Annotated in this window: 17 protein-coding genes; 5 read left to right on the top strand and 12 right to left on the bottom strand. The window is 64.7% G+C overall.

The window, feature by feature from the left end:
* Window positions 1-74 precede the first annotated feature (74 nt).
* The 9 genes from hisG to mnmA form a co-directional block, all read right to left on the bottom strand.
* On the bottom strand, window positions 75-926 hold the full coding sequence (gene hisG / locus LC531_RS07620) for an ATP phosphoribosyltransferase (protein WP_223649715.1): 852 nt from the start codon (window positions 924-926) through the stop codon (window positions 75-77).
* 549 nt (window positions 927-1,475) lie between these two features.
* On the bottom strand, window positions 1,476-2,159 hold the full coding sequence (locus LC531_RS07615; RefSeq protein WP_223649714.1) for an alpha/beta fold hydrolase: 684 nt from the start codon (window positions 2,157-2,159) through the stop codon (window positions 1,476-1,478).
* 165 nt (window positions 2,160-2,324) lie between these two features.
* Complete coding sequence (locus tag LC531_RS22655; RefSeq protein WP_262903267.1) at window positions 2,325-2,459, bottom strand: hypothetical protein; 135 nt, start codon at window positions 2,457-2,459, stop codon at window positions 2,325-2,327.
* Between the two features lie 200 nt (window positions 2,460-2,659).
* Complete coding sequence (locus tag LC531_RS07610; protein WP_223649713.1) at window positions 2,660-5,173, bottom strand: TonB-dependent receptor; 2,514 nt, start codon at window positions 5,171-5,173, stop codon at window positions 2,660-2,662.
* 101 nt (window positions 5,174-5,274) lie between these two features.
* Entirely contained in the window at window positions 5,275-6,024 is a 750-nt protein-coding gene (gene rpe / locus LC531_RS07605; protein WP_223649712.1) for a ribulose-phosphate 3-epimerase, read from the bottom strand.
* 92 nt (window positions 6,025-6,116) lie between these two features.
* A complete protein-coding gene (locus tag LC531_RS07600; RefSeq protein ID WP_223649711.1) occupies window positions 6,117-6,440 on the bottom strand; it encodes a hypothetical protein in 324 nt (107 codons plus the stop codon).
* Window positions 6,441-6,640: 200 nt separating this feature from the next.
* A complete protein-coding gene (locus LC531_RS07595; RefSeq protein WP_223649710.1) occupies window positions 6,641-8,347 on the bottom strand; it encodes a S8 family serine peptidase in 1,707 nt (568 codons plus the stop codon).
* A gap of 131 nt (window positions 8,348-8,478) precedes the next feature.
* Window positions 8,479-9,252: a hypothetical protein gene (locus tag LC531_RS07590; protein ID WP_223649709.1), complete on the bottom strand. Its 774-nt coding sequence runs from the start codon at window positions 9,250-9,252 to the stop codon at window positions 8,479-8,481.
* 86 nt (window positions 9,253-9,338) lie between these two features.
* Window positions 9,339-10,505, bottom strand: a complete 1,167-nt coding sequence (gene mnmA, locus LC531_RS07585; RefSeq protein WP_223649708.1) for a tRNA 2-thiouridine(34) synthase MnmA — start codon at window positions 10,503-10,505, stop codon at window positions 9,339-9,341.
* Between the two features lie 209 nt (window positions 10,506-10,714).
* Here mnmA and LC531_RS07580 point away from each other — a divergent pair, with 209 nt between their 5' ends.
* The 5 genes from LC531_RS07580 (at window position 10,715) to LC531_RS07560 (ending at window position 14,119) form a co-directional block, all read left to right on the top strand.
* A complete protein-coding gene (locus LC531_RS07580; protein ID WP_223649707.1) occupies window positions 10,715-11,347 on the top strand; it encodes a beta/alpha barrel domain-containing protein in 633 nt (210 codons plus the stop codon).
* 328 nt (window positions 11,348-11,675) lie between these two features.
* Window positions 11,676-12,536, top strand: coding sequence for a redoxin domain-containing protein (locus LC531_RS07575; protein ID WP_223649706.1), 861 nt, complete (start codon window positions 11,676-11,678; stop codon window positions 12,534-12,536).
* 186 nt (window positions 12,537-12,722) lie between these two features.
* Window positions 12,723-13,091, top strand: coding sequence for a hypothetical protein (locus tag LC531_RS07570; RefSeq protein ID WP_223649705.1), 369 nt, complete (start codon window positions 12,723-12,725; stop codon window positions 13,089-13,091).
* A 223-nt stretch (window positions 13,092-13,314) separates the two neighbouring features.
* A complete protein-coding gene (locus LC531_RS07565; RefSeq protein WP_223649704.1) occupies window positions 13,315-13,491 on the top strand; it encodes a hypothetical protein in 177 nt (58 codons plus the stop codon).
* On the top strand, window positions 13,481-14,119 hold the full coding sequence (locus LC531_RS07560; protein ID WP_223649703.1) for a TMEM175 family protein: 639 nt from the start codon (window positions 13,481-13,483) through the stop codon (window positions 14,117-14,119). Before LC531_RS07565 ends, LC531_RS07560 begins: the two co-directional genes overlap by 11 nt.
* Window positions 14,120-14,133: 14 nt before the next feature.
* Here the strand turns inward: LC531_RS07560 and trmB are convergent, their stop codons facing one another.
* The 3 genes from trmB to LC531_RS07545 all read right to left on the bottom strand — a co-directional run bounded on the left by trmB (window position 14,134) and on the right by LC531_RS07545 (window position 17,388).
* A complete protein-coding gene (gene trmB / locus LC531_RS07555) occupies window positions 14,134-14,799 on the bottom strand; it encodes a tRNA (guanosine(46)-N7)-methyltransferase TrmB (RefSeq protein WP_223649702.1) in 666 nt (221 codons plus the stop codon).
* Window positions 14,800-14,980: 181 nt separating this feature from the next.
* Entirely contained in the window at window positions 14,981-16,321 is a 1,341-nt protein-coding gene (locus LC531_RS07550) for a bifunctional folylpolyglutamate synthase/dihydrofolate synthase (RefSeq protein WP_223649701.1), read from the bottom strand.
* Window positions 16,322-16,470: 149 nt separating this feature from the next.
* The gene (locus LC531_RS07545) at window positions 16,471-17,388 is read right to left on the bottom strand and encodes an energy transducer TonB (protein WP_223649700.1); all 918 of its coding nucleotides are present in this window, start codon (window positions 17,386-17,388) and stop codon (window positions 16,471-16,473) included.
* Window positions 17,389-17,428 lie beyond the last annotated feature (40 nt).

Below are 17,428 nucleotides of genomic sequence, written 5' to 3'. Positions count from 1 at the left end.
TAAACCCAACGATTGAGGTTAGTTATGCGGTAGAGATACTTCGACAAGCCTAGCATGACGTTTTTTTTAAATACCTACCCTACCCGCTTCTCGATGGGCAGCACCAAAATGCCTTCGGCCCCGATGGCTTGCAGCTCGCCGGCGATGTGCCAGAACTTATCCTCCTCCACCACCGACTGCACCGATACCCAGCCTTCTTCGGCCAGGGGCGTGACGGTGGGCGACTTGATGCCCGGCAGCAGCGCCTTCACCGCGTCGAGGGCCGCCACGGGAGCGTTTAGCACGATGTACTTCGAGCGCTGGGCGCGGCGCACGGCTTGCATTCGGAAGCGCAGCTGGTCGAGCAATTCCTGCTTTTCGGGGCTCAGGCTGGGGGCGGCGATGAGCACGGCCTCCGAGCGGAAGATGGTTTCGACCTCGCGCAAGCCGTTGCCGAGCAGGGTCGAGCCGCTGCTCACGATGTCGCAGATGGCCTCGGCCAGCCCGATGCTGGGCGCAATCTCCACCGAGCCGCTAATGGTGTGCAGGTGGGCCTGCACGCCCTGGCCAGCCAAGTAGTCGCCGAGTAGTTTGGGGTAAGACGTGGCAATGCGCTTGCCCTGCAGGTCGGCCACCGAGTTGTAGTCGGCCCCGCGGGGCACGGCCAAGCTCAGGCGGCACTTGCTGAAGCCCAGGGCTTCGACTTCGAGGGCGGCGCAACCGGCTTCCACCAGCACGTTCTGGCCCACAATGCCGAGGTCGGCCACGCCGTCCTGCACGTAGCCGGGAATATCGTCGTCGCGCAGGTAGAGGATTTCCAGCGGGAAATTGCTGGCCTCCACCTTGAGCTTATAAGAGGACGAGACGAAGCTAATGCCGCACTCGCGGATGAGCTGAAGGGAGTCCTCCGACAAGCGGCCGGACTTTTGAATGGCTAAACGCAGCATGAGAAAAAGAGCGCCGACGACCCGATAGGAGCCGAACGGCCAAACTGGACGAAGCCCCGGTAGCGCCTGGCCAGCCGGAAACTCCTCCGTAAATACCCAAACGAAGAAAAAGTTATTCCCGGCCCAAGGGCGGGGCGGCGGCGGAGACGCGAGCGGCTGGCACCGTAGGCTACAGCGTAGCGGCCAGCCCGGTTGCCCGGTCTCCTAGAGATGGTGATGGTGATGCTGGGGCGCGGCACCAGCGGGCTGCGTAGCCCGCCAAACCGTCGCCAGCCCCCTAACGGGAGCTGCAAGTGCGGAGCTAAGGGCAGACGTGCGGCAGCAAACGGGGGTCATCGTGGGGCAAAGGTAGGCAGAGAGGCCGAAATCCAAAGTTCCCTACGCAAAAACCACCCACCCGGCTACCCTCACCCCCTACCCGACTTCCTCGCGGCCCTCGCGTCGGGCCGCTAAGCCCGGCCCTGGCTACGGACGCGCGATGCTAGCCCCCGGCACCTGCTGCGCCAGGAGGCCCTACCCCCTCTGCCTCCCTGAACGCCGCAAGCTCCTTTAGCTTACTGCGTCCCTTTGTATCAAGAAATTCTGGATGGCGGCGGCCGTTAGCTCCGGGTAGAAGTAGTGGGCGAAATGGTCGCCGGGCAGCTCCACGAAGGGCTCGTCGGGTGAGCGCACGATGTGGTCGCGCCGGGCGTGCAGGCGCAGGTCGGGCGCGGTGGTGAGCGGCGGCACCGGCCCGAACAGCACTTGCAATTGCTGGTGCACGTAGCGGCGGCCCAAGTGCGGCATCCGGTGCACCAGCTGCGCGTGCAGCGCCCGCGACTCGTCGAAGGGGTAGCGCCGCCGCGAGTGCCAGCCGGCCAGGCGGCTTTGCAGCAGGCCCGAGCGGGCGGCCAGCGCCAGCAGCCAGGGCGTGCGCACGGCCGCCCGTATTTTGGTCTGGTCGGTGAAACCACTCAGCAAAATAGCCGTGCTCCCGGTCAGCTCTTTCACGTGCGCCGCCAACCAGCCGCCCATCGAGTGGCCGATGAGCACATCGGCGGGCCCGAGGTGGTAGCGCGCGGCCAGGTGCCCGGCCAGCGTGCGCGCGTTGACCCGCCCGCGCGGCTGCCAGCAGGCCAGCTCGGCGGCCAGGTCCGGCACGATGACCTCGGCAAAGGGGGGTAGCAGCGGCCGCAGGGGGTCAAAAATGGTCGGCTCCTCAGTATAGCCGTGGAGCAGCAGCAAGCGTTTCATGCGCAAAAAAGGGGCCGACGGGGATAACGGCCGCCCTGCACCGTAAATAAGCCGTTGCGAATCAAAAGCGTGCGTTACTACGTATATTTGCCGAGCCGGGCAATAGGTCGGGCTTCAAAAAATATAAAAAACAACGGCCGCCCCTCGCGGCGCGGCCGTTGCCACTTAGTGCAGCCAGTGGGCTACCGCCGTGGCGGCAGTACCACTCGCTACGATACCAATCAGCCAGCGAACCAGCTTATTGGACATGCGGAGCCTGAATGCTAGTTCAAACTCCGACTTCGCGCTGTCCTTTTTCATCTGCTCAGAAGTTGAAAGGGTAGCTTCATTACCCCCACACTTCTCGAAGCCCTGCACTGTTTCCGCAGTCAGGGCTTCTCTTTTTACAGAGGAGCCGTTGGGCTGGGGGACTTACCAAACGCGAGGTAAACAAAGATACCAACGGCTGGGCAAAAGCTAAAATTTTTAGCTAACCAAATCAGGCCTTATCCCCTACCCCCTCAAAACCGGGCCATGGCCCGCAGATTCACCACGCGCTGTGAGAGGTAGCTGGGCACGGCGTAGGTGCGGGCGTTCACGTCCTGCAGGTAGCTGTAGCTGGCCACGTTATTGGCCCCCAGGATGTTAAGAATCTCCAAGCTCAGCCACAGGCTTTCGAGCGAGTAGCGCGCCGGCGTGGGGGTAGCGCGCAGGCTCACGACCTTCGAAAAGCCGATATCCACGCGCTGGTAGGACGGGGTGAGCGCATTGGCACCGCGGTCCTGAGGCCGGCCGGGCGGGCTGAAGGGCAGGCCGGTGCCGAACACCAGGTTCACGTAGCCGCGCACGGAAGGGTTGTCGGGCAGGTGGTCCTGGAAGAAAATACTGGCCGTCAGGCGCTGGTCCTGCGGGCGGCGCACGTAGCCCAGCGTCTGGTAGCCGGTGCGCTTGCCATTAGCATCGTAGGTAGCGGTGGTGTCGCCCTTTTCCTGGGTGGTGAGCAGGGCCAGGCTCAGCCAGGACTCCACGCCCTTCACAAACTCACCGCTCAGGCGCGTCTCGAAGCCGGCGGCGTAGGCTTTGTCACTGTTGGTGGCGTAGTAGCGCAGGCGCACGTTATCCACCTCGTAGGGCACCACGTCGGTAAGGTATTTATAGTACGCCTCGGTGTTGAGCCGGAAGGGCCGGTCCATGAGGCGCACCTGGATTTCGCGGCCCAGCACGAAGTGCAGCGACTTCTGGGCCCGTAGCTCGGGGTTGAGCTGGCCGCGCATGTCGCGCAGCTCGCGGTAGAAGGGCGGCTGGGCGTAGAGGCCGGTGGCCACCTTCCACACGCGCTCGGGGTGGCGGCGGCTGCGGGTGGCAAACTGCGCCCGGGGGCTGAGTACAAACTGCTTATTCTCCGTCCAGTAGTGGCCGCGCAGGCCGTAGGTGAGGGTCGTGAGGCTGTCAATCTGCCAGGTGTGCTGCACGTAGCCCTGGGTGCGGGTCGTGCGCAGGCTCAGGTCGGCGGCGAGGCGGGTGCGGCGGGAATCGGGCACGTAGTCGGCCGAGTCGGCGAAGCTATACTCATCGAGCTGGTCGTGAATACTTTCGCGCCCGATTTTCGCGCCCCAGCGCACCTGGTGCCGGCCCAGCGGGTCGCCGCCGGGGTTCCAGCGGCCGCGCAACTCCGCCGTGTAAATATGGGCCGTGAGGTCGTTGCGGGCATGGTTGAACGAGGAGCCAATGTCGCGCTGGCGCACCGCCTGGTTGAAATCCGGGCTCGTGGGGTCGCGGTTCACGTCGGCGAAGGTGTAGGCCGCCTCCACGTCCCGAAACTCAAACTCGCGCGTCGTTAGGGCCGAGGCCAGCACCTCCATTTGCAGGCCAGGATGGAAGTTGTGGGTCAAGTTGAGGCCCGCCTGGTAGGTATCGTACTGGAGGCGCTCGCGGCCGTCGTAGTAGATATTGACCCTGGCAAACTGGTTGGTATTGGTCGAAAACGTGACCTGCCCGCTCACCGGTACGAAGCGATAGTCGTTGTGAGCCACCACGCCCAGCAGGCCCAGGCTGGTTTTCTGCAGGTCGCCGCCCTTGCGGCCCAGCCCGATGGTCACGTACGCCTGCCCGTCGTAGAAGGTCGGGTTGTAGTTGCCCTGGTTTTGCTTGAGAGCGTTGAAGACGTACTGCGCGTTCTTGTAGCGCACGCCGGCCAGGTAGCTCACCCGCTCGTTCGCGGAGCGCGCCTCCACGTGGGCCGTGCCGCCCACCAGGCTAGCTGAGGCCGAAGCCGCGAATTTGGCGGGCTCCTTATACTGCACGTCGAGCACCGAGGAGAGCTTGTCGCCGTACTTGGGCTGCCAGCCGCCGGTGCTGAAGGCCACTTTCTGCACCAAATCGGGGTTGATAAAGCTCAGGCCTTCCTGCTGCGCCTGGGTCACCAGAAACGGCCGGTATACCTCGAAGCCGTTGACGTAGATGAGGTTCTCGCTGTAATTACCACCCCGCACGTTGTAGGTACTCGTCAGCTCATTATTGCTCACCACGCCCGGCAGCGTCTTAAGAATGGCGCTGAAATCGCCGAAGGGTGAGGGAATAACCTTGGCCGTCTGGGGGTCGAGCTGAATGAGACTGGCCTGCTCGCGCTGGTCGGCCCCGGCGGCGCGGCCCCGCACGGTCACGCCGCCCAGCGCCGCCTGGGTGTCGGCTTGCAGGGTGAGGCGCAGCGGCTGGCGGGGCCCAGCGGGCAGCTGCACCACCAGGCGCAACGCCTGGTAGCCCAGGCGGCGGGCCACGAGCGTCAGGGCCGCGTCGGGCCGAATACCGGGGGGTAGGCGCAGCGTGAAGCTACCCTGCGCGGTGGTGGTAGCCCCGCCGGGATGGCCCTCCAGGCTGACGACAACCAGCTCCAGGGGTTGGCCCTGGGCATCGAGCACGAGGCCGGTGAGCAGAGCCGGGTCAGCGGTGGGGCCAGCCGGCGCGGGCACCTGCTGCGCCCAGCCGGGCCCGGCCGCCAGCCAGCTTGCTAGCAGGAGTAAGGGTAGATACTTCAAACGCGAAAACGGCAAGAAACTGGTGCTAAAGCTACGCCCCAAACCCGACCAGTGACGCAGCGTATTAACTCCCAAAGGGGCAGGCTCCGTATCAGGCGCACCTATTTTTTAGCTTTCTGGCCCGCCTTGTGGCCCTGCGCCGGCCCGCGCAGCTGCGCCCGCAGGCCGGCCAGCGCCGCCACCGGCCCGCCGGGCGACTTAAACACGAAGCTACCGGCCACCAGCACGTCGGCCCCGGCCTCCACCAGCGCGCTGGCGTTGGCCTCGCTCACGCCGCCATCTACCTCAATGAGGGCCGCCGAGCCGGTGTCCACCAGCAGCTCTTTCAGCTCGGCAATCTTTTGCAGCGTGTGCGGAATGAACGACTGCCCCCCAAAACCGGGGTTAACCGACATCACCAGCACCACGTCCAGCTCCGTGATAATATCCTGAAGCAGGGTGACCGGGGTAGCCGGGTTCAGGGCTACCCCCGCCGTGCAGCCCAGGCTGCGAATCTGCTCCACCACCCGGTGCAGGTGCCGGCAGGCCTCGTAGTGCACCGTGATGTTGGTGGCCCCCGCTTCCCGGAAGGCCGCCACGTAGCGCTCGGGCTCCTCAATCATCAGGTGCACGTCGATGGGCTGCCGGGCGTGGGGGCGCAGGGCTTCCAGCACGGGCAGGCCGAAAGAAAGGTTAGGCACGAAGCGCCCATCCATCACGTCGAAATGCAGCCAGTCGGCCTCGGCCGTAGAAAGCAGCTCCGCAGTTGCTTGCATATTGGCTAAGTCGCTGGCCAGCAGCGAGGGAGCCAGCAAGGGTTCGTGGCGGGCCGTCCCGGCCGCTGAGTAAGAGGTAGGCATCGAAGAACTCATTTTGGCAAAAGTACGCAGCCGGGCCAGCCGGAGGGGGTAGGGCGGGGCTGAAGGCAAATTAAATGCCAGCCGCCGGCCGGCCCCCTACCCCACTACTCCGCCTTTCGCTCAAACGGCCGCCAGTCCAGCTCGCCGCTTTCCTTGCGGCGCAGGAAGTAGGTCTGGTCGTCGTCCTCGCGCTTGCCAAAAGTCAGGTCGCCCTTGCAGTCGCGGCACTTCACGCTGGTATACCTAAACTTGCCCTGCGCCACGCGCGAGGTTAAATCCAGGTTGTCGGAGCCGCAGAGCCCGCAGGCCGCCACGTCCTGAAAGCTCAGGCGGTCGTACTCGGCCACGGCCTCGTGAAAGTTTTTGCCCTCCACCGTAAAGTGAAACTGGCGGCGCCCAATGCGCTTGGTGGTCATCAACTGAAGCATAATTCGGGATGTCTGAATGACGAGCTAAAGGTACGGCAATTTAGCAAATTAGCCAATATTTTTAGCTAAATAAAGCCAGTTAATTTAGCAGCAATGCAGGGTAAGCTTCAGCTTGCCAGGGCGAGTATGCAGTGAGCTTTAGCTTGCCGGGAGTAAGCCACGAGGGCTAATCCGGCAAGCTAAAGCTTACTGCAACTCCCTCATTCCCGCACGAAGCGTACGGTTTGGGCCCTACCCCCCCCCACGGGCTGCACCTGGCACAGGTAGGCACCCGGCGCGAGGCGGCGCGCGGACAAGCGCAGCGATACGCTGGCGGCGGGGCTGGCGGGCAGCTGCTGCTCGCTGAGCACGGCCCCGCGCACGTCGAGCAGGCGCACCCGTAGCACTTGCCCACGCAGGGCGGGGGGTAGGGCCAGCATCAGCTCATCGAGGCGGCTGGGGTTGGGAAATATCGTGAGGGCCGCCGCCGGGCCGGCGGCCGGCGTGGCGGCCAGCGGCGCGCCAGGGTGCACTAGGTTGTAAGCCGTAACGAAGCTGGCGATGCCGTAGCCCAGGGTATTGTCCGGTGCCTGGGCCTGAGACGCGCCGCGCTCGAGCGCGGCGATAACCTGCTGGGCGCTGAGCGTGGGGTTGGCCTGCCAGAAGCCCGCCACCAGGCCCGCCAGCTCGGGGCAGGCGTAGGAGGTGCCGGCCCCGCGCACCACCGTGCCGGCCGGCGTGAGCACGGCCGAGGCCACGCCCATCGCCGCGAGCGTGGGCTTGAGGCGGCCGTCGGCCGTGGGCCCGTAGGAGCTGAAGCCCGCGTGCTGGCGCAGGGAGTCCACGGCCCCCACCGTAATAATGCTGTCGGCATCGGCGGGCACGCCGATGTAGTGCCAGCCACTATTCCCATCGTTGCCGGCCGAGTTCACGACTATCATCCCGGCGCGGGCCGCACCCAGGGCGGCGCGGCTGCCAATGGCGGTGCGCCCGGTCAGGTCGGCGTAGGTGTGCGAGAGGGCCGGGTCGTCGAAGGTAGTGTAGCCCAGCGACGAGCTGATGACGTCCACGCCCGCCGAGTCGGCGTACTCGGCGGCGGCCAGCCAGTTGGCCTCCTCCATCGGCGACTCGCTGCTCACGTCCTCCGTAATACAGAGGTGGAAGGTGGCGCGCGGGGCCGTGCCCACGTAGTAGCCCGGCAGCTCGCCCCCGATGAGGCCCAGCGTGGCCGTACCGTGGCCGTTGCTCAGGTACACGCTGCGGCCGCCGCTCACAAAGTTGCGGGTGCCCGCCACCCGGCCCTGCTGCTGCATCGTTTGCAGGGCCATGAGGCGGTCGGCCCCCGGAAAGCCGGCGTCGAATACGGCAATCTGCATGCCTTCGCCGCGGTAGCCGGCCTCGTGCATGGCCACGGCCCCGATGAGCTGGTTCTGGGCGTAGGCCGGGCCGTAGGTGGCGCGGGGCGTGGTGGGGGTAGGCGGCGGGGCGATGGTGGCTACCCCCCCGGCGGCCGCTGGGGCCTGGGGCGGCCGCCGGCTCAGCAGCTGGGTGCTGGCCACGGCGGGCAGCTGACGCACGTTCGTCAGGGTAAGCGAGTCGCAGGCCAGCACGGCGCCGTTGAGCCAGCGCGAGGTGAAAATGAGCTGCGGACTGCCGCTCGCGGCGCGCACCTGGGCCAGGTAGGCGGGGCTCACGGGCAGGTCGCGGGGGCGCACCACTATGTTCTGGCGCGTGCGCCGGGCCAGCGCCCGCGCCGACAAAAACGCCTCCGGCTGGCCCACGGTGTAGGGCGTACCGGCTTTATCCTTGAAAAAAACGAAGTAGCGCTGCACGGGCGGCGCTGGGGGCGTAGCCTGCGCCCGCGCTACGGGCGGGCCCATCAGCAGGCAAGCCAATAGCGCGGCAGCGAGTAAGAAAGTATTTTTCATTTTTATGCTTAATTATTCGCGTAGAATTGTTTGTCCTGGCGAGTGTAGCGCGGCAATCGCCCCAGAACGAAATCGTTTGGGTGCAATTGCCGCGCTACACTCGCCAGGACAACCGATTTCCCCCTACCCCCTCAAAAACTCCCGGTCTCCACCAGCGTTTCGCGGCGCGAGGCCCCCATTTGGATGATGCCTTTATCCTTCGTATTCGTCTCCGAACCGTCGGGGTTAGTGTAGAAATAATAATAACTGTAGCGCCGCCGCAATACGCGGCCTACCCCCTGGGCGTACACCTGCTGGTAGCCACTCTGGCGACGGAGGCCGTCGTTGTCGTTGGCCGAGAAAATATCGTAGGTGACTACCGCGGCAGGGTAGATTTTGGCCGCCTGGCCGCCGGCGGGGGCGGTGGTGTAAGCCGCGCCCACGGCGCTGGTGTAGTAGCGGGAGAGGTTAATAATGGTATCGGGCGAGGCGCCGAAGGCGTTTTTATTCCAGCCCTTGCCCGCCACGGGCGGGTAAATCAGCTCCACGGTGCGCAGGTTGTTGGCCGTGAGCAGCAGGGCGCGGGGCAGGGGCTGCGCCACCAGCACGCTATCATCCACCCAGGCGTCGGTGGCGGTGGCGCGCCGCGAGCGCACGAGGCGGTAAGCGGGCTGGCCCGCCGCGTCGGCAAACTGCTCGGTCACGCGCTCGCGCAGCTGATAATCAGCTACCGTCAGCACCCGGTTTTTCCAGCTCGAATCAACTACGGCGTAGGTGCGGTAGGTGCCCACTACTACCGGGAAATAATCGGGGTAGGCGGGCACTACTACCACGTCGTGGCGGCAGCCGGCTAACCCCAGCGCCGCCACTCCCAGCGATAGGAGAGCTGCCTTAACTCGGCCAAAAGCACGAAAACGTAGATTCATACAAGAAATAATTGGCAAAAAAATACCTTATCGACTGCTTGAGTTACCAGCCGGCAAGGTACTAATTTTCAGAAACAAAAACCAGGCTAAACGGCGCTGGCCCCCGCCCCTACCCTCACCGGCTCGGGTACCTCGCCGATGACGTGGCGCGTAATCCAGCCGCCGCCCAGCACGTCGTCGCCGTCGTAGAACACGGCCGCTTGGCCGGGCGTGATGGCGTGCACCGGCTCGGTGAAGTAGATGTGGAGGTCGTCGCCCACCTGCTCCAGGAAAGCTGGGGAACCGGCGTGGTGGTAACGCACCTTCACCACGGCCGGCACCAGGCCGCGGCCTTCGAGGCTGGCTAGTTTGCCCATGTTGAGCTTGTGCACGGTGGTGCGGGTGCTAGCCAGCTCGTCGTAATTACCCAGCACCACTTCGTTGGTACCGGGCCGGATGGCCGTGACGTAGGCCGGGAAGCCCAGCGCGATGCCCAGCCCCTTGCGCTGCCCGATGGTGTAGAAGGGGTAGCCCTCGTGCGCGCCCAGGTCGCGGCCGTCGCGGTCCACGAAGCGGCCGCCGGCCACCCGCGCCTCCAGGCCCGGCACGCGCCGGCGCAGAAAGCCTCGGTAGTCGTTATCGGGGATGAAGCAGATTTCGTAGCTCTCAGGCTTGTTAACGAGGGCCGTGAAGCCCCGGCGGCGGGCCTCGTCGTAAATCTCGGTTTTGCGCATGGCCCCCAGCGGGAACAGCGTGCGGCTCAGGCTGGCCTGGCTCACGCCCCACAGGGCATAGCTTTGGTCCTTGTTCTCGTCTAGCCCTTTGCTCACAATGAAGCGGCCGGAGTCAGCATCCTGGCGGATTTGGGCGTAGTGGCCGGTGGCGATGAACTCGCAGCCCAGCATGTCGGCCCGGCGCAGCAGAGCGTCCCACTTGATGTGGGTGTTGCAGAGCACGCAGGGGTTGGGGGTGCGGCCGGCCAGGTACTCGCTGGTGAAATTATCAATGACGAAATCGCCGAATTCTTCCCGGATATCAATGATGTAGTGCGGGAAGCCCAGGCGCACGGCAATGTCGCGGGCATCGTTGATGGAGTCCAGCGAGCAGCAGCCGGTTTCCTTTTTGGAGCCGCCGGCCGTGGCGTAGTCCCAGGTTTTCATCGTCATGCCGACGACTTCGTAGCCGGCTTCGTGCAGCAGCACGGCGGCCACCGACGAGTCGATGCCGCCGCTCATGGCCACGAGGACGCGGCCCTTGGTGGGGGTAGGGTTCATGAGAAAGGCAAGCCACCCAGGGAAGTGAATGTTCCGGCTGGCACCTTTTACAAAGGTACTCTTTTCAGTTAATAATTATCAGTCGGCCCGACGAGCGGAATAAGTACCAAATGACCAGTCGGCCGCAACTTTGCGTGCTCGAACCAATCGGTAGCACGGCATCTTTAAGTCGCCGGCCCGACTGTTAACTGTTACTTGATACCTGTTAAATGTCCTTAACTCTTCCCGTGCTCGTGCGCGGCATCAATAATTTGTCGGACGCGCGCTACTGCGCCGGCATGGGGGCCGAGGGCCTCATTTTCACCCTCGACCCTACCCTGCCAGGCGCCGTGGACGCGGCCACCGTGCGGGAACTGGCCGGCTGGGTGGCCGGCGTGGAGTTGATTGGCGAATTTGGCTCCCTGCCCGCCGCCGAAATTAACCGCCTGGTGGCCGAGTGCGGCCTGAGCCGGGTGCTGCTGCGTTTTACCGCGCAAGCGGATGGCCTAGCCCGCACGCCGCTTTTGGTGCCGGCCTTAATCGAAACCCCGCAGTTTTCCACGTTTGATGGCGCGTATCGGCAGCAACTGACGGCCGGGCTCGGTGACGCACTGCCCGCGGGCTTTAGGTTATTGACGAAGGTGCTGAAACCTGATACGGACAGAACCCGGCAGCTGATGCGGACGGCCGCCGCCGCTACCCCCCTCTGGCTCAGCGGCGCGTTTGACCCGGCCACGCTGCCAGCCCTGGTAGCCGCCGTGCGCCCGGCCGGCCTCATCCTGGAAGGAGGCAACGAAATCAAGCCCGGCCTGCGTGACTTCACGGAGCTGGAAGCGGTGTTCGAGGCGCTGGAAGAGGACTAAAAAAGTGTAGCCAGCGGCCTTTACCCCTTTGACTGTCACTCCCTTGCCTAGGGTGCTGTACTTGAAGTAGGCTAAAGCTTTTCGGGTTAAATCCTGCTGTCTTGTCGATTGACCTAACCCAACCAAGTCGGACAATCGATTCGTAACTGTTTGAAATACCGTTTCTTTCACATCAATTTTCGTTTGATTCGCCCAGCGCGGGGCTTCATTGGGCGAGCGTTGGGTCCTTTGCGGGGGGTAGGAGCAAACCGGCGGCCGAAGACCGGACGTAGGTCGCCCGCATTCTTGCCAATAGCGTCACCTTCCAGCTGGCAAGCCTGCGCTTTCTATGCGCTATTTCTTTACGCTGCTGCTGCCCTGCGTGGCTACCCTGGCCGCGCAGGGCCAACCCTCTAAACCGAGCCAGGCCGCTCCCCTGCTGGCCATGCAACTGCCGCCGGCTACCCCAGCCGCGCCCACTAGCTATCACCTCACGGGCCGCGTATTCAACCCCCTGGGCCGCCCGCTGCCGGGCGCTACGCTCGCCGTAAAAGGGGCCGTGGCCACCACGGTGAGCACCGATGCCAACGGCCGCTTCGCGCTCGACCTGCCCGCCAAAATCTCCAATACCCTGGTGGTAGGCTACGCCGGCTATGGCGACCAAACTATCAAGCTCACGCCCAATCAGCCGGCGCTCACTGTGAGCCTGCGCCCGGTTTCGACCTATAACACCAAGGCGGCCAAGGGCGCGACGCACGCCCTGCAAACCGGTGACCTGGCCCCCGATTTTGCCCTGCCCACCACGACGGGCAGCATTTTCAAGCTCAGCGAGCACCGGGGCCACCCGGTAGTGCTGTATTTTTATCCGAAGGATGGCTCCTCGGGCTGCACCAAGGAAGCCTGCTCGTTTCGGGACCAGTACCAGGATTTTACCGACCTCGGGGCGGAGGTCATCGGCATCAGCTCCGACGATGAGCAGTCGCACCAGCAATTCACCCAGAAGTACCAGCTGCCTTTCCCGCTGCTGAGCGACGCGGGCGGCCAGCTGCGCAAGCAGTACGCCGTGCCCCGCGCCGTGCTGGGCCTGCTGCCGGGCCGCGTCACCTACGTGCTCGACGGCGAGGGCCGCGTCCGCTACGTGTTCAACTCCCTCAACGAAGCCGCCAGCCACGTGCTGAATGCCAAGGATATCCTGCGCGATATGAAGTAGGCTCCGCGACTTCACCGGGCTGGAAGCCGGGTTGGAGGCGCTGGCAGAAGCGCAAAACGGCAGGATTACTGGCCGGGAGCTTAAAGCTACTAGGTTTGCTGACAGCAAAGTACCGCGAACTGAGCTACAGGTTGTTGCTCACTGCCAGCCGACTACGTTCCGGGTTTCTGGCTTACTCCCCTCGCCATGCGCCTGCTCTGGCTCTTTTTGGGGCTGCTTTTTGCCCGGTCGGGCTTTGGCCAGATTAATGAGGCCGATACTACCCGCTGGCAGTACCGGGTGGCGGCGACGGGCATTTTGCTCAGCGGCAACGTGAATGACTTTATCACGTCGGCGCGGGCCGAGGTGGCCGAAAACGGGCCGCGCTGGGGCTTGTTTTCGGCCACCTCCTACGTGTATAAGCGGCGCGATAATGAGCTGGTTACCAGCGATGTGACCTCGCGCAGCATTCTCTACTACGGGCAGCGGCACCGAGTGTATCCGTTTCTGGAAGGAGCCGTGGCCAAGAGCCTGCAACGCGGCATCGATTTTCGCTACCAGGTGGGGCTGGGGTAGCGTATCGCCTTTATGCCAACCGGCGCAGCTACCCTTTATAAACAAAGCCGTTTTGAGGGCCACGAGTTTGAGAACTACGGCGGCACTTCGGCTAGCATTACCAAGTGGCGGAAGCAGCTGTTTCTGGCCGGCACCCAGGTAGTGCCCGACGGCCGCCTGCGCCTCAATTACGAGCTGAATTACCAGCCGGCTTTGCAGGGCCACAACCTGCTGCTGGCCGCCCGTGGGGGGCCTGGAGCTGCCGGTGGGCCACTACGTGGCCCTGCGCACCAACTTCCAGTACTCTTACGAAACCGTGGTGCTGACCGGGAAGCGGCAGGGCGACCTGCTGGTTACCTTCGGCCTTACCATTACCAACATATTCAAGCCCGAAAAAGAAGCCAGCGAAGATGAAGACTGACGAACCCGCCGTGCCCGTGCTGGAGGAAGGCACCGGCCGCCTGGAAGCTTTTAGCGACGGCATTTTTGGCGTGGCCATCACCCTGCTAGCCCTCGACCTCAAGGCCCCGGACCTGGCCCCCGTGACCAACCACCACCTGCTGGCGGCCCTGCTGGAGCGGTGGCCCGAATACCTGTCCGTGCTCAACAGCTTCGCCTCGGTGCTGCTGATGTGGATTTCACACCACGCCATGTTCCGGCTGCTGCGCAAAACCGACGTGCCCGTGATGCTGGCCAACGGCCTACTGCTGCTACTGGTGGTGGGGGTGCCCTACCCGGCCAGCGTGCTGGCCCGCTACATGCAGTCGCCGGCCGCGGCCTACGGGGTCATTTTTTACTGCGGCTATTTCGTGGCCGTCAACCTGAGCTTCAACCTGCTCTGGCTCGTTATCCGCTACCGGGGCCACCGCCTGAAAAGCGGGGTAACGCCGGCCATGCTCGCGCCTTTCGGCTACCTCTGGGTGTCAGCCCCGCTTTACCTGGGCATTGCGGTCGTGGCCCTGTTCTCGCCCTTCGGGGCCGTTTTCCTCACCAATGCCATGTGGGTTTACTGGGGCGTGGCTTCCGTGAAGATGCACCGGCCGGCCTGACTGCCCCTACCCCCTCAGCCCAGCCGGAACCGCACGTACTTAATGGGCACGCCCTGGGCGCGGTACTTGCCCTCAAAGTGCGTCTGGATGGCCTGGGCGGCGGCAAAGGCGGGGTCGGTTTCGGCGTAGAGGTCGCGGGTCAGCACCTCAATGTGCGCGCCAGGCCGGGCGGCCAGCGTTTCCAAGGTATAGTCAAACAAGCCCTCACTGTCGGTTTTGAGCTGGGCTACCCCCCCGGCGGCCAGCAGCGTCTGGTACATGTTGAGAAAGCGCGGCGAGGTAAGGCGGCGCTTGCGGTCGCGGTCACGGGGGCGCGGGTCGGGGAAGGTTAGCCAGATTTCGCTCAGCTCGCCGGGCGCGAAATGCGCGGTGAGCTGGTGAGCCATGAGGCGCAGAAAGCCCACATTGGCGAGGCCCAGCGCCTCGGCGCGGGTGCTGCCCCGCCAGATGCGCTCGCCCTTGATGTCGAGGCCCAGGAAGTTCTGGGCGGGCTGGCGCTGGGCCAGGCCCACGGTATATTCACCCTTGCCGCAGCCCACTTCGAGCACGAGCGGATTATCCTGCTGAAAGAAATCGGTGCGCCAGCGGCCAGCCAGCTGGCCGAAAGCGGGTTTGCCCGGCTCCACGATGTCGGGGCGGGTAGCGTTGTCGGCGAAGCGGTGGAGTTTGACGCGGGACACTTTTTCAGTTAGCAGTTAACACTTATCAGGGGGCTTGGTAGCCTGGCTGATATTCCTGGCTGGCCAGCCTGGGCCGCAAAGGGCTGCAAAACTACGGCTGGCCGCCAGGTAGCCACGCGGCAGTGAACAGGCGGCGCTACTCACGGCGCAACATGTTCAGCAAGGCGTGCTACTGAGCCATTCAGGCCCGCAGGCCCTCATCGTACAATTCTTCAACCTCAGCCACCACGAAGGTGCTACCCCCAATGAACACCACGTCCTCGGGGCTGGCCGCCGCCCGCGCCGCTGCCACGGCCGCCGGCACCGGGCCGTAGGCCCGGCCCGTGAGGCCGGCCGCCGCGGCCTGGGCGGCCAGCGCCTCGGCGGGGAGGGCCCGCGGAATGCTGGCCTGACAGAAATAATACGTGGCCGCGTGCGGCAGCAGGGCCAGCACCTTGGTCACGTCCTTGTCGTTTACTACCCCCAATACGAAGTGCAGGTGCTGGTGGGGCACCCGCGCCAGCTGGGCCAGCACCAGGCGCAGGCCGGCCTCGTTGTGGCCCGTGTCGGCAATCACCAGCGGGTGCTGCCCCATAATGCTCCAGCGCCCGCGCAGGCCGGTAAGGCGCGTCACCTCGCGCAGGCCCCGGCGCAGGGCACTTTCGGGAATGTCGAAGCCCTGGGTCCGTAGCTCATCGAGGGTGGCCAGCACGCCGGGCAGGTTCAGGCGCTGGTAGTCGCCGAGCAAGCCCAGCGCCACGTTTGCCAGGTAAGGCTGGCCGGCGCACAGCAGTTCCAGCACTTGCACCCCGGCCCTACCCCCCTCGGCGGCGTCGAAGCCGGCGGGAGGGGTAGGGCGGGCCACGTAGCGCGCATCGGCAAACAGCAGGGGGCTACCCTCCTGCCGGGCTTTGGCCTCAAAGACGGCGGCTACCTCGGGCTGGGTCTGGCTGACGACGACCGGCACGCCGGGCTTGATAATGCCGGCTTTCTCGCCCGCAATTTCGGGCAGCGTATTGCCCAGCAGCGCCTGGTGGTCGTAGCTGATATTGGTGATGAGCGATACCAGCGGCGTAATGATGTTAGTCGAGTCGAGCCGGCCGCCCAGGCCCACTTCCACCACGGCCACGTCCACTTGCTCGTGGGCGAAGTAGTCGAAGGCCAGCGCCACGCACATCTCAAAAAACGAGGGCTCGATGGTGGCAAAAAGGTCCTGGTGCGCGGCCACCCAGCTTACCAGGTAGTCGGGGGCCAGCTCCTGGCCATTTACCCGAATGCGCTCGGTGAACTCGCGCAGGTGCGGCGAGGTGTAGAGGCCCACCTTGTAGCCCGCGCTTTGCAGCACCGCCGCCAGCAGGTGCGAGCTGCTACCCTTGCCGTTGGTGCCCGCCACGTGCACACTTCTGAACCGGGCTTCGGGGTGGCCCAGGGCTTCGGCCAGCGCCTCCGTGTTGCCCAAGCCTTTCTTGAAGCCTACCATCCCTACCCGCTGATACATAGGTAGTTGCCCGTAGAGCCAGGCCAGGGTTTCGGAGTAGTTCATGGTAAATTTATACGTGTTAAATGGGAAATGCGCAATTGTCCTTGCGAGCGCAGCGCGGCAATCACACCCGCACGACGCCCCAACGATTTCGTTCTGGTGTGATTGCCGCGCTGCGCTCGCAAGGACAATTGCGCCTTCCTAATTAACCCCTACCGCACCGAGTACCGGAAATTGTAGTAGCCGGTGGCCCCGCCATCCTGGCCGTTAACATTGCGGAAGGTGGCTTTGAGCAGGGCATTGCGCACGGCCTGCGCCTGCTCGGGCGAGATGCTGCCCGATACCTTCGTGACCGATACCACGTCGCCATCATTGTTGATGATAATCCGAAACCGGGCCACGCCGGGATTGTCGTCAATCTTGGCAATCTCGGGCACGCTGCCGAAGTCCCAGCCGCTCATTTCCAGGCCGCTGCCCCCGCCGCTGCCGGGGCGCGTGCCGCTGCCGCCGCTCCCCGGCTCGCCGTAGAGGGCCTTGGCGTTGAGCGAGCCGCGGGGGTCGCCCTGGTCGCCCACGGTGCCGGGGTGGTCGCCGTTGCTGTTGCCGGTGGGGGCGCTGCTGGTGCCGTTCACGCCGTTGCCGCCGGGCGCACCGCTGGCGCTGCCCTTGGGCACGTAGAGGGTGCGGGGCTGCTCGCGGGGTTTGGGGGGGGTAGGCGCTTCGCGCACCGGCTCCACTAGTTTGGTTGTGGGCTTATCGGCGGGCGGGGCGGTAGCGCCGGCGTCTTCGGCCTCGCTGGTGATGACTTTTTGCTGGGCTTGCGGCTGCGGCGGGGTAGGCTCGGCGCGGGGCTGGGCGGGCTGGGGCGTGGGCTCGGGCCGGGTGGCGGCGGGCGGGCGCGAGTCTTCTTTATTGAGCGAGGCGTTGGCAGTCGCCATCGTTTGCACGTCGCCCCCGCCGGCCGCGTCGAGGCCGTAGTTCAGCTCCACGCCATCGCCGCCTATCTCGGTCAGGGGTGGGTTGGGGCCGGTGAATTTAATGAAAAAACACAGCAGCACCAGCAGTAGCAGCACGGCCGCCGTAATGGCCAGGGCTTCGCGCCGGTGCTCTTCGGGATAGTCGAGGGCCATTGGTTTTCGGGTTAGGAGTTGAGAGTTAAGACTGCATGAC

It is taken from the genome of Hymenobacter psoromatis (assembly GCF_020012125.1).
Taxonomy (GTDB): Bacteria; Bacteroidota; Bacteroidia; order Cytophagales; family Hymenobacteraceae; genus Hymenobacter; species Hymenobacter psoromatis.
Note: the sequence above shows the minus strand (reverse complement) of the source record. Positions and strands in the feature narration are given on the sequence as shown.

Bases quoted from the DNA above. Each gene is read 5' to 3' on its own strand.
- LC531_RS07570 (WP_223649705.1), top strand. From the start codon at position 12,723: ATGCGCCTGCTCTGGCTCTTTTTGGGGCTGCTTTTTGCCCGGTCGGGC.
- LC531_RS07545 (WP_223649700.1), bottom strand. From the start codon at position 17,388: ATGGCCCTCGACTATCCCGAAGAGCACCGGCGCGAAGCCCTGGCCATT.
- mnmA (WP_223649708.1), bottom strand. From the start codon at position 10,505: ATGAACCCTACCCCCACCAAGGGCCGCGTCCTCGTGGCCATGAGCGGC.
- LC531_RS07615 (WP_223649714.1), bottom strand. From the start codon at position 2,159: ATGAAACGCTTGCTGCTGCTCCACGGCTATACTGAGGAGCCGACCATT.
- LC531_RS07575 (WP_223649706.1), top strand. From the start codon at position 11,676: ATGCGCTATTTCTTTACGCTGCTGCTGCCCTGCGTGGCTACCCTGGCC.
- LC531_RS07550 (WP_223649701.1), bottom strand. From the start codon at position 16,321: ATGAACTACTCCGAAACCCTGGCCTGGCTCTACGGGCAACTACCTATG.
- LC531_RS07580 (WP_223649707.1), top strand. From the start codon at position 10,715: ATGTCCTTAACTCTTCCCGTGCTCGTGCGCGGCATCAATAATTTGTCG.
- rpe (WP_223649712.1), bottom strand. From the start codon at position 6,024: ATGAGTTCTTCGATGCCTACCTCTTACTCAGCGGCCGGGACGGCCCGC.
- LC531_RS07600 (WP_223649711.1), bottom strand. From the start codon at position 6,440: ATGCTTCAGTTGATGACCACCAAGCGCATTGGGCGCCGCCAGTTTCAC.
- LC531_RS07590 (WP_223649709.1), bottom strand. From the start codon at position 9,252: ATGAATCTACGTTTTCGTGCTTTTGGCCGAGTTAAGGCAGCTCTCCTA.
- LC531_RS07560 (WP_223649703.1), top strand. From the start codon at position 13,481: ATGAAGACTGACGAACCCGCCGTGCCCGTGCTGGAGGAAGGCACCGGC.
- hisG (WP_223649715.1), bottom strand. From the start codon at position 926: ATGCTGCGTTTAGCCATTCAAAAGTCCGGCCGCTTGTCGGAGGACTCC.
- LC531_RS07595 (WP_223649710.1), bottom strand. From the start codon at position 8,347: ATGAAAAATACTTTCTTACTCGCTGCCGCGCTATTGGCTTGCCTGCTG.
- LC531_RS22655 (WP_262903267.1), bottom strand. From the start codon at position 2,459: ATGAAAAAGGACAGCGCGAAGTCGGAGTTTGAACTAGCATTCAGGCTC.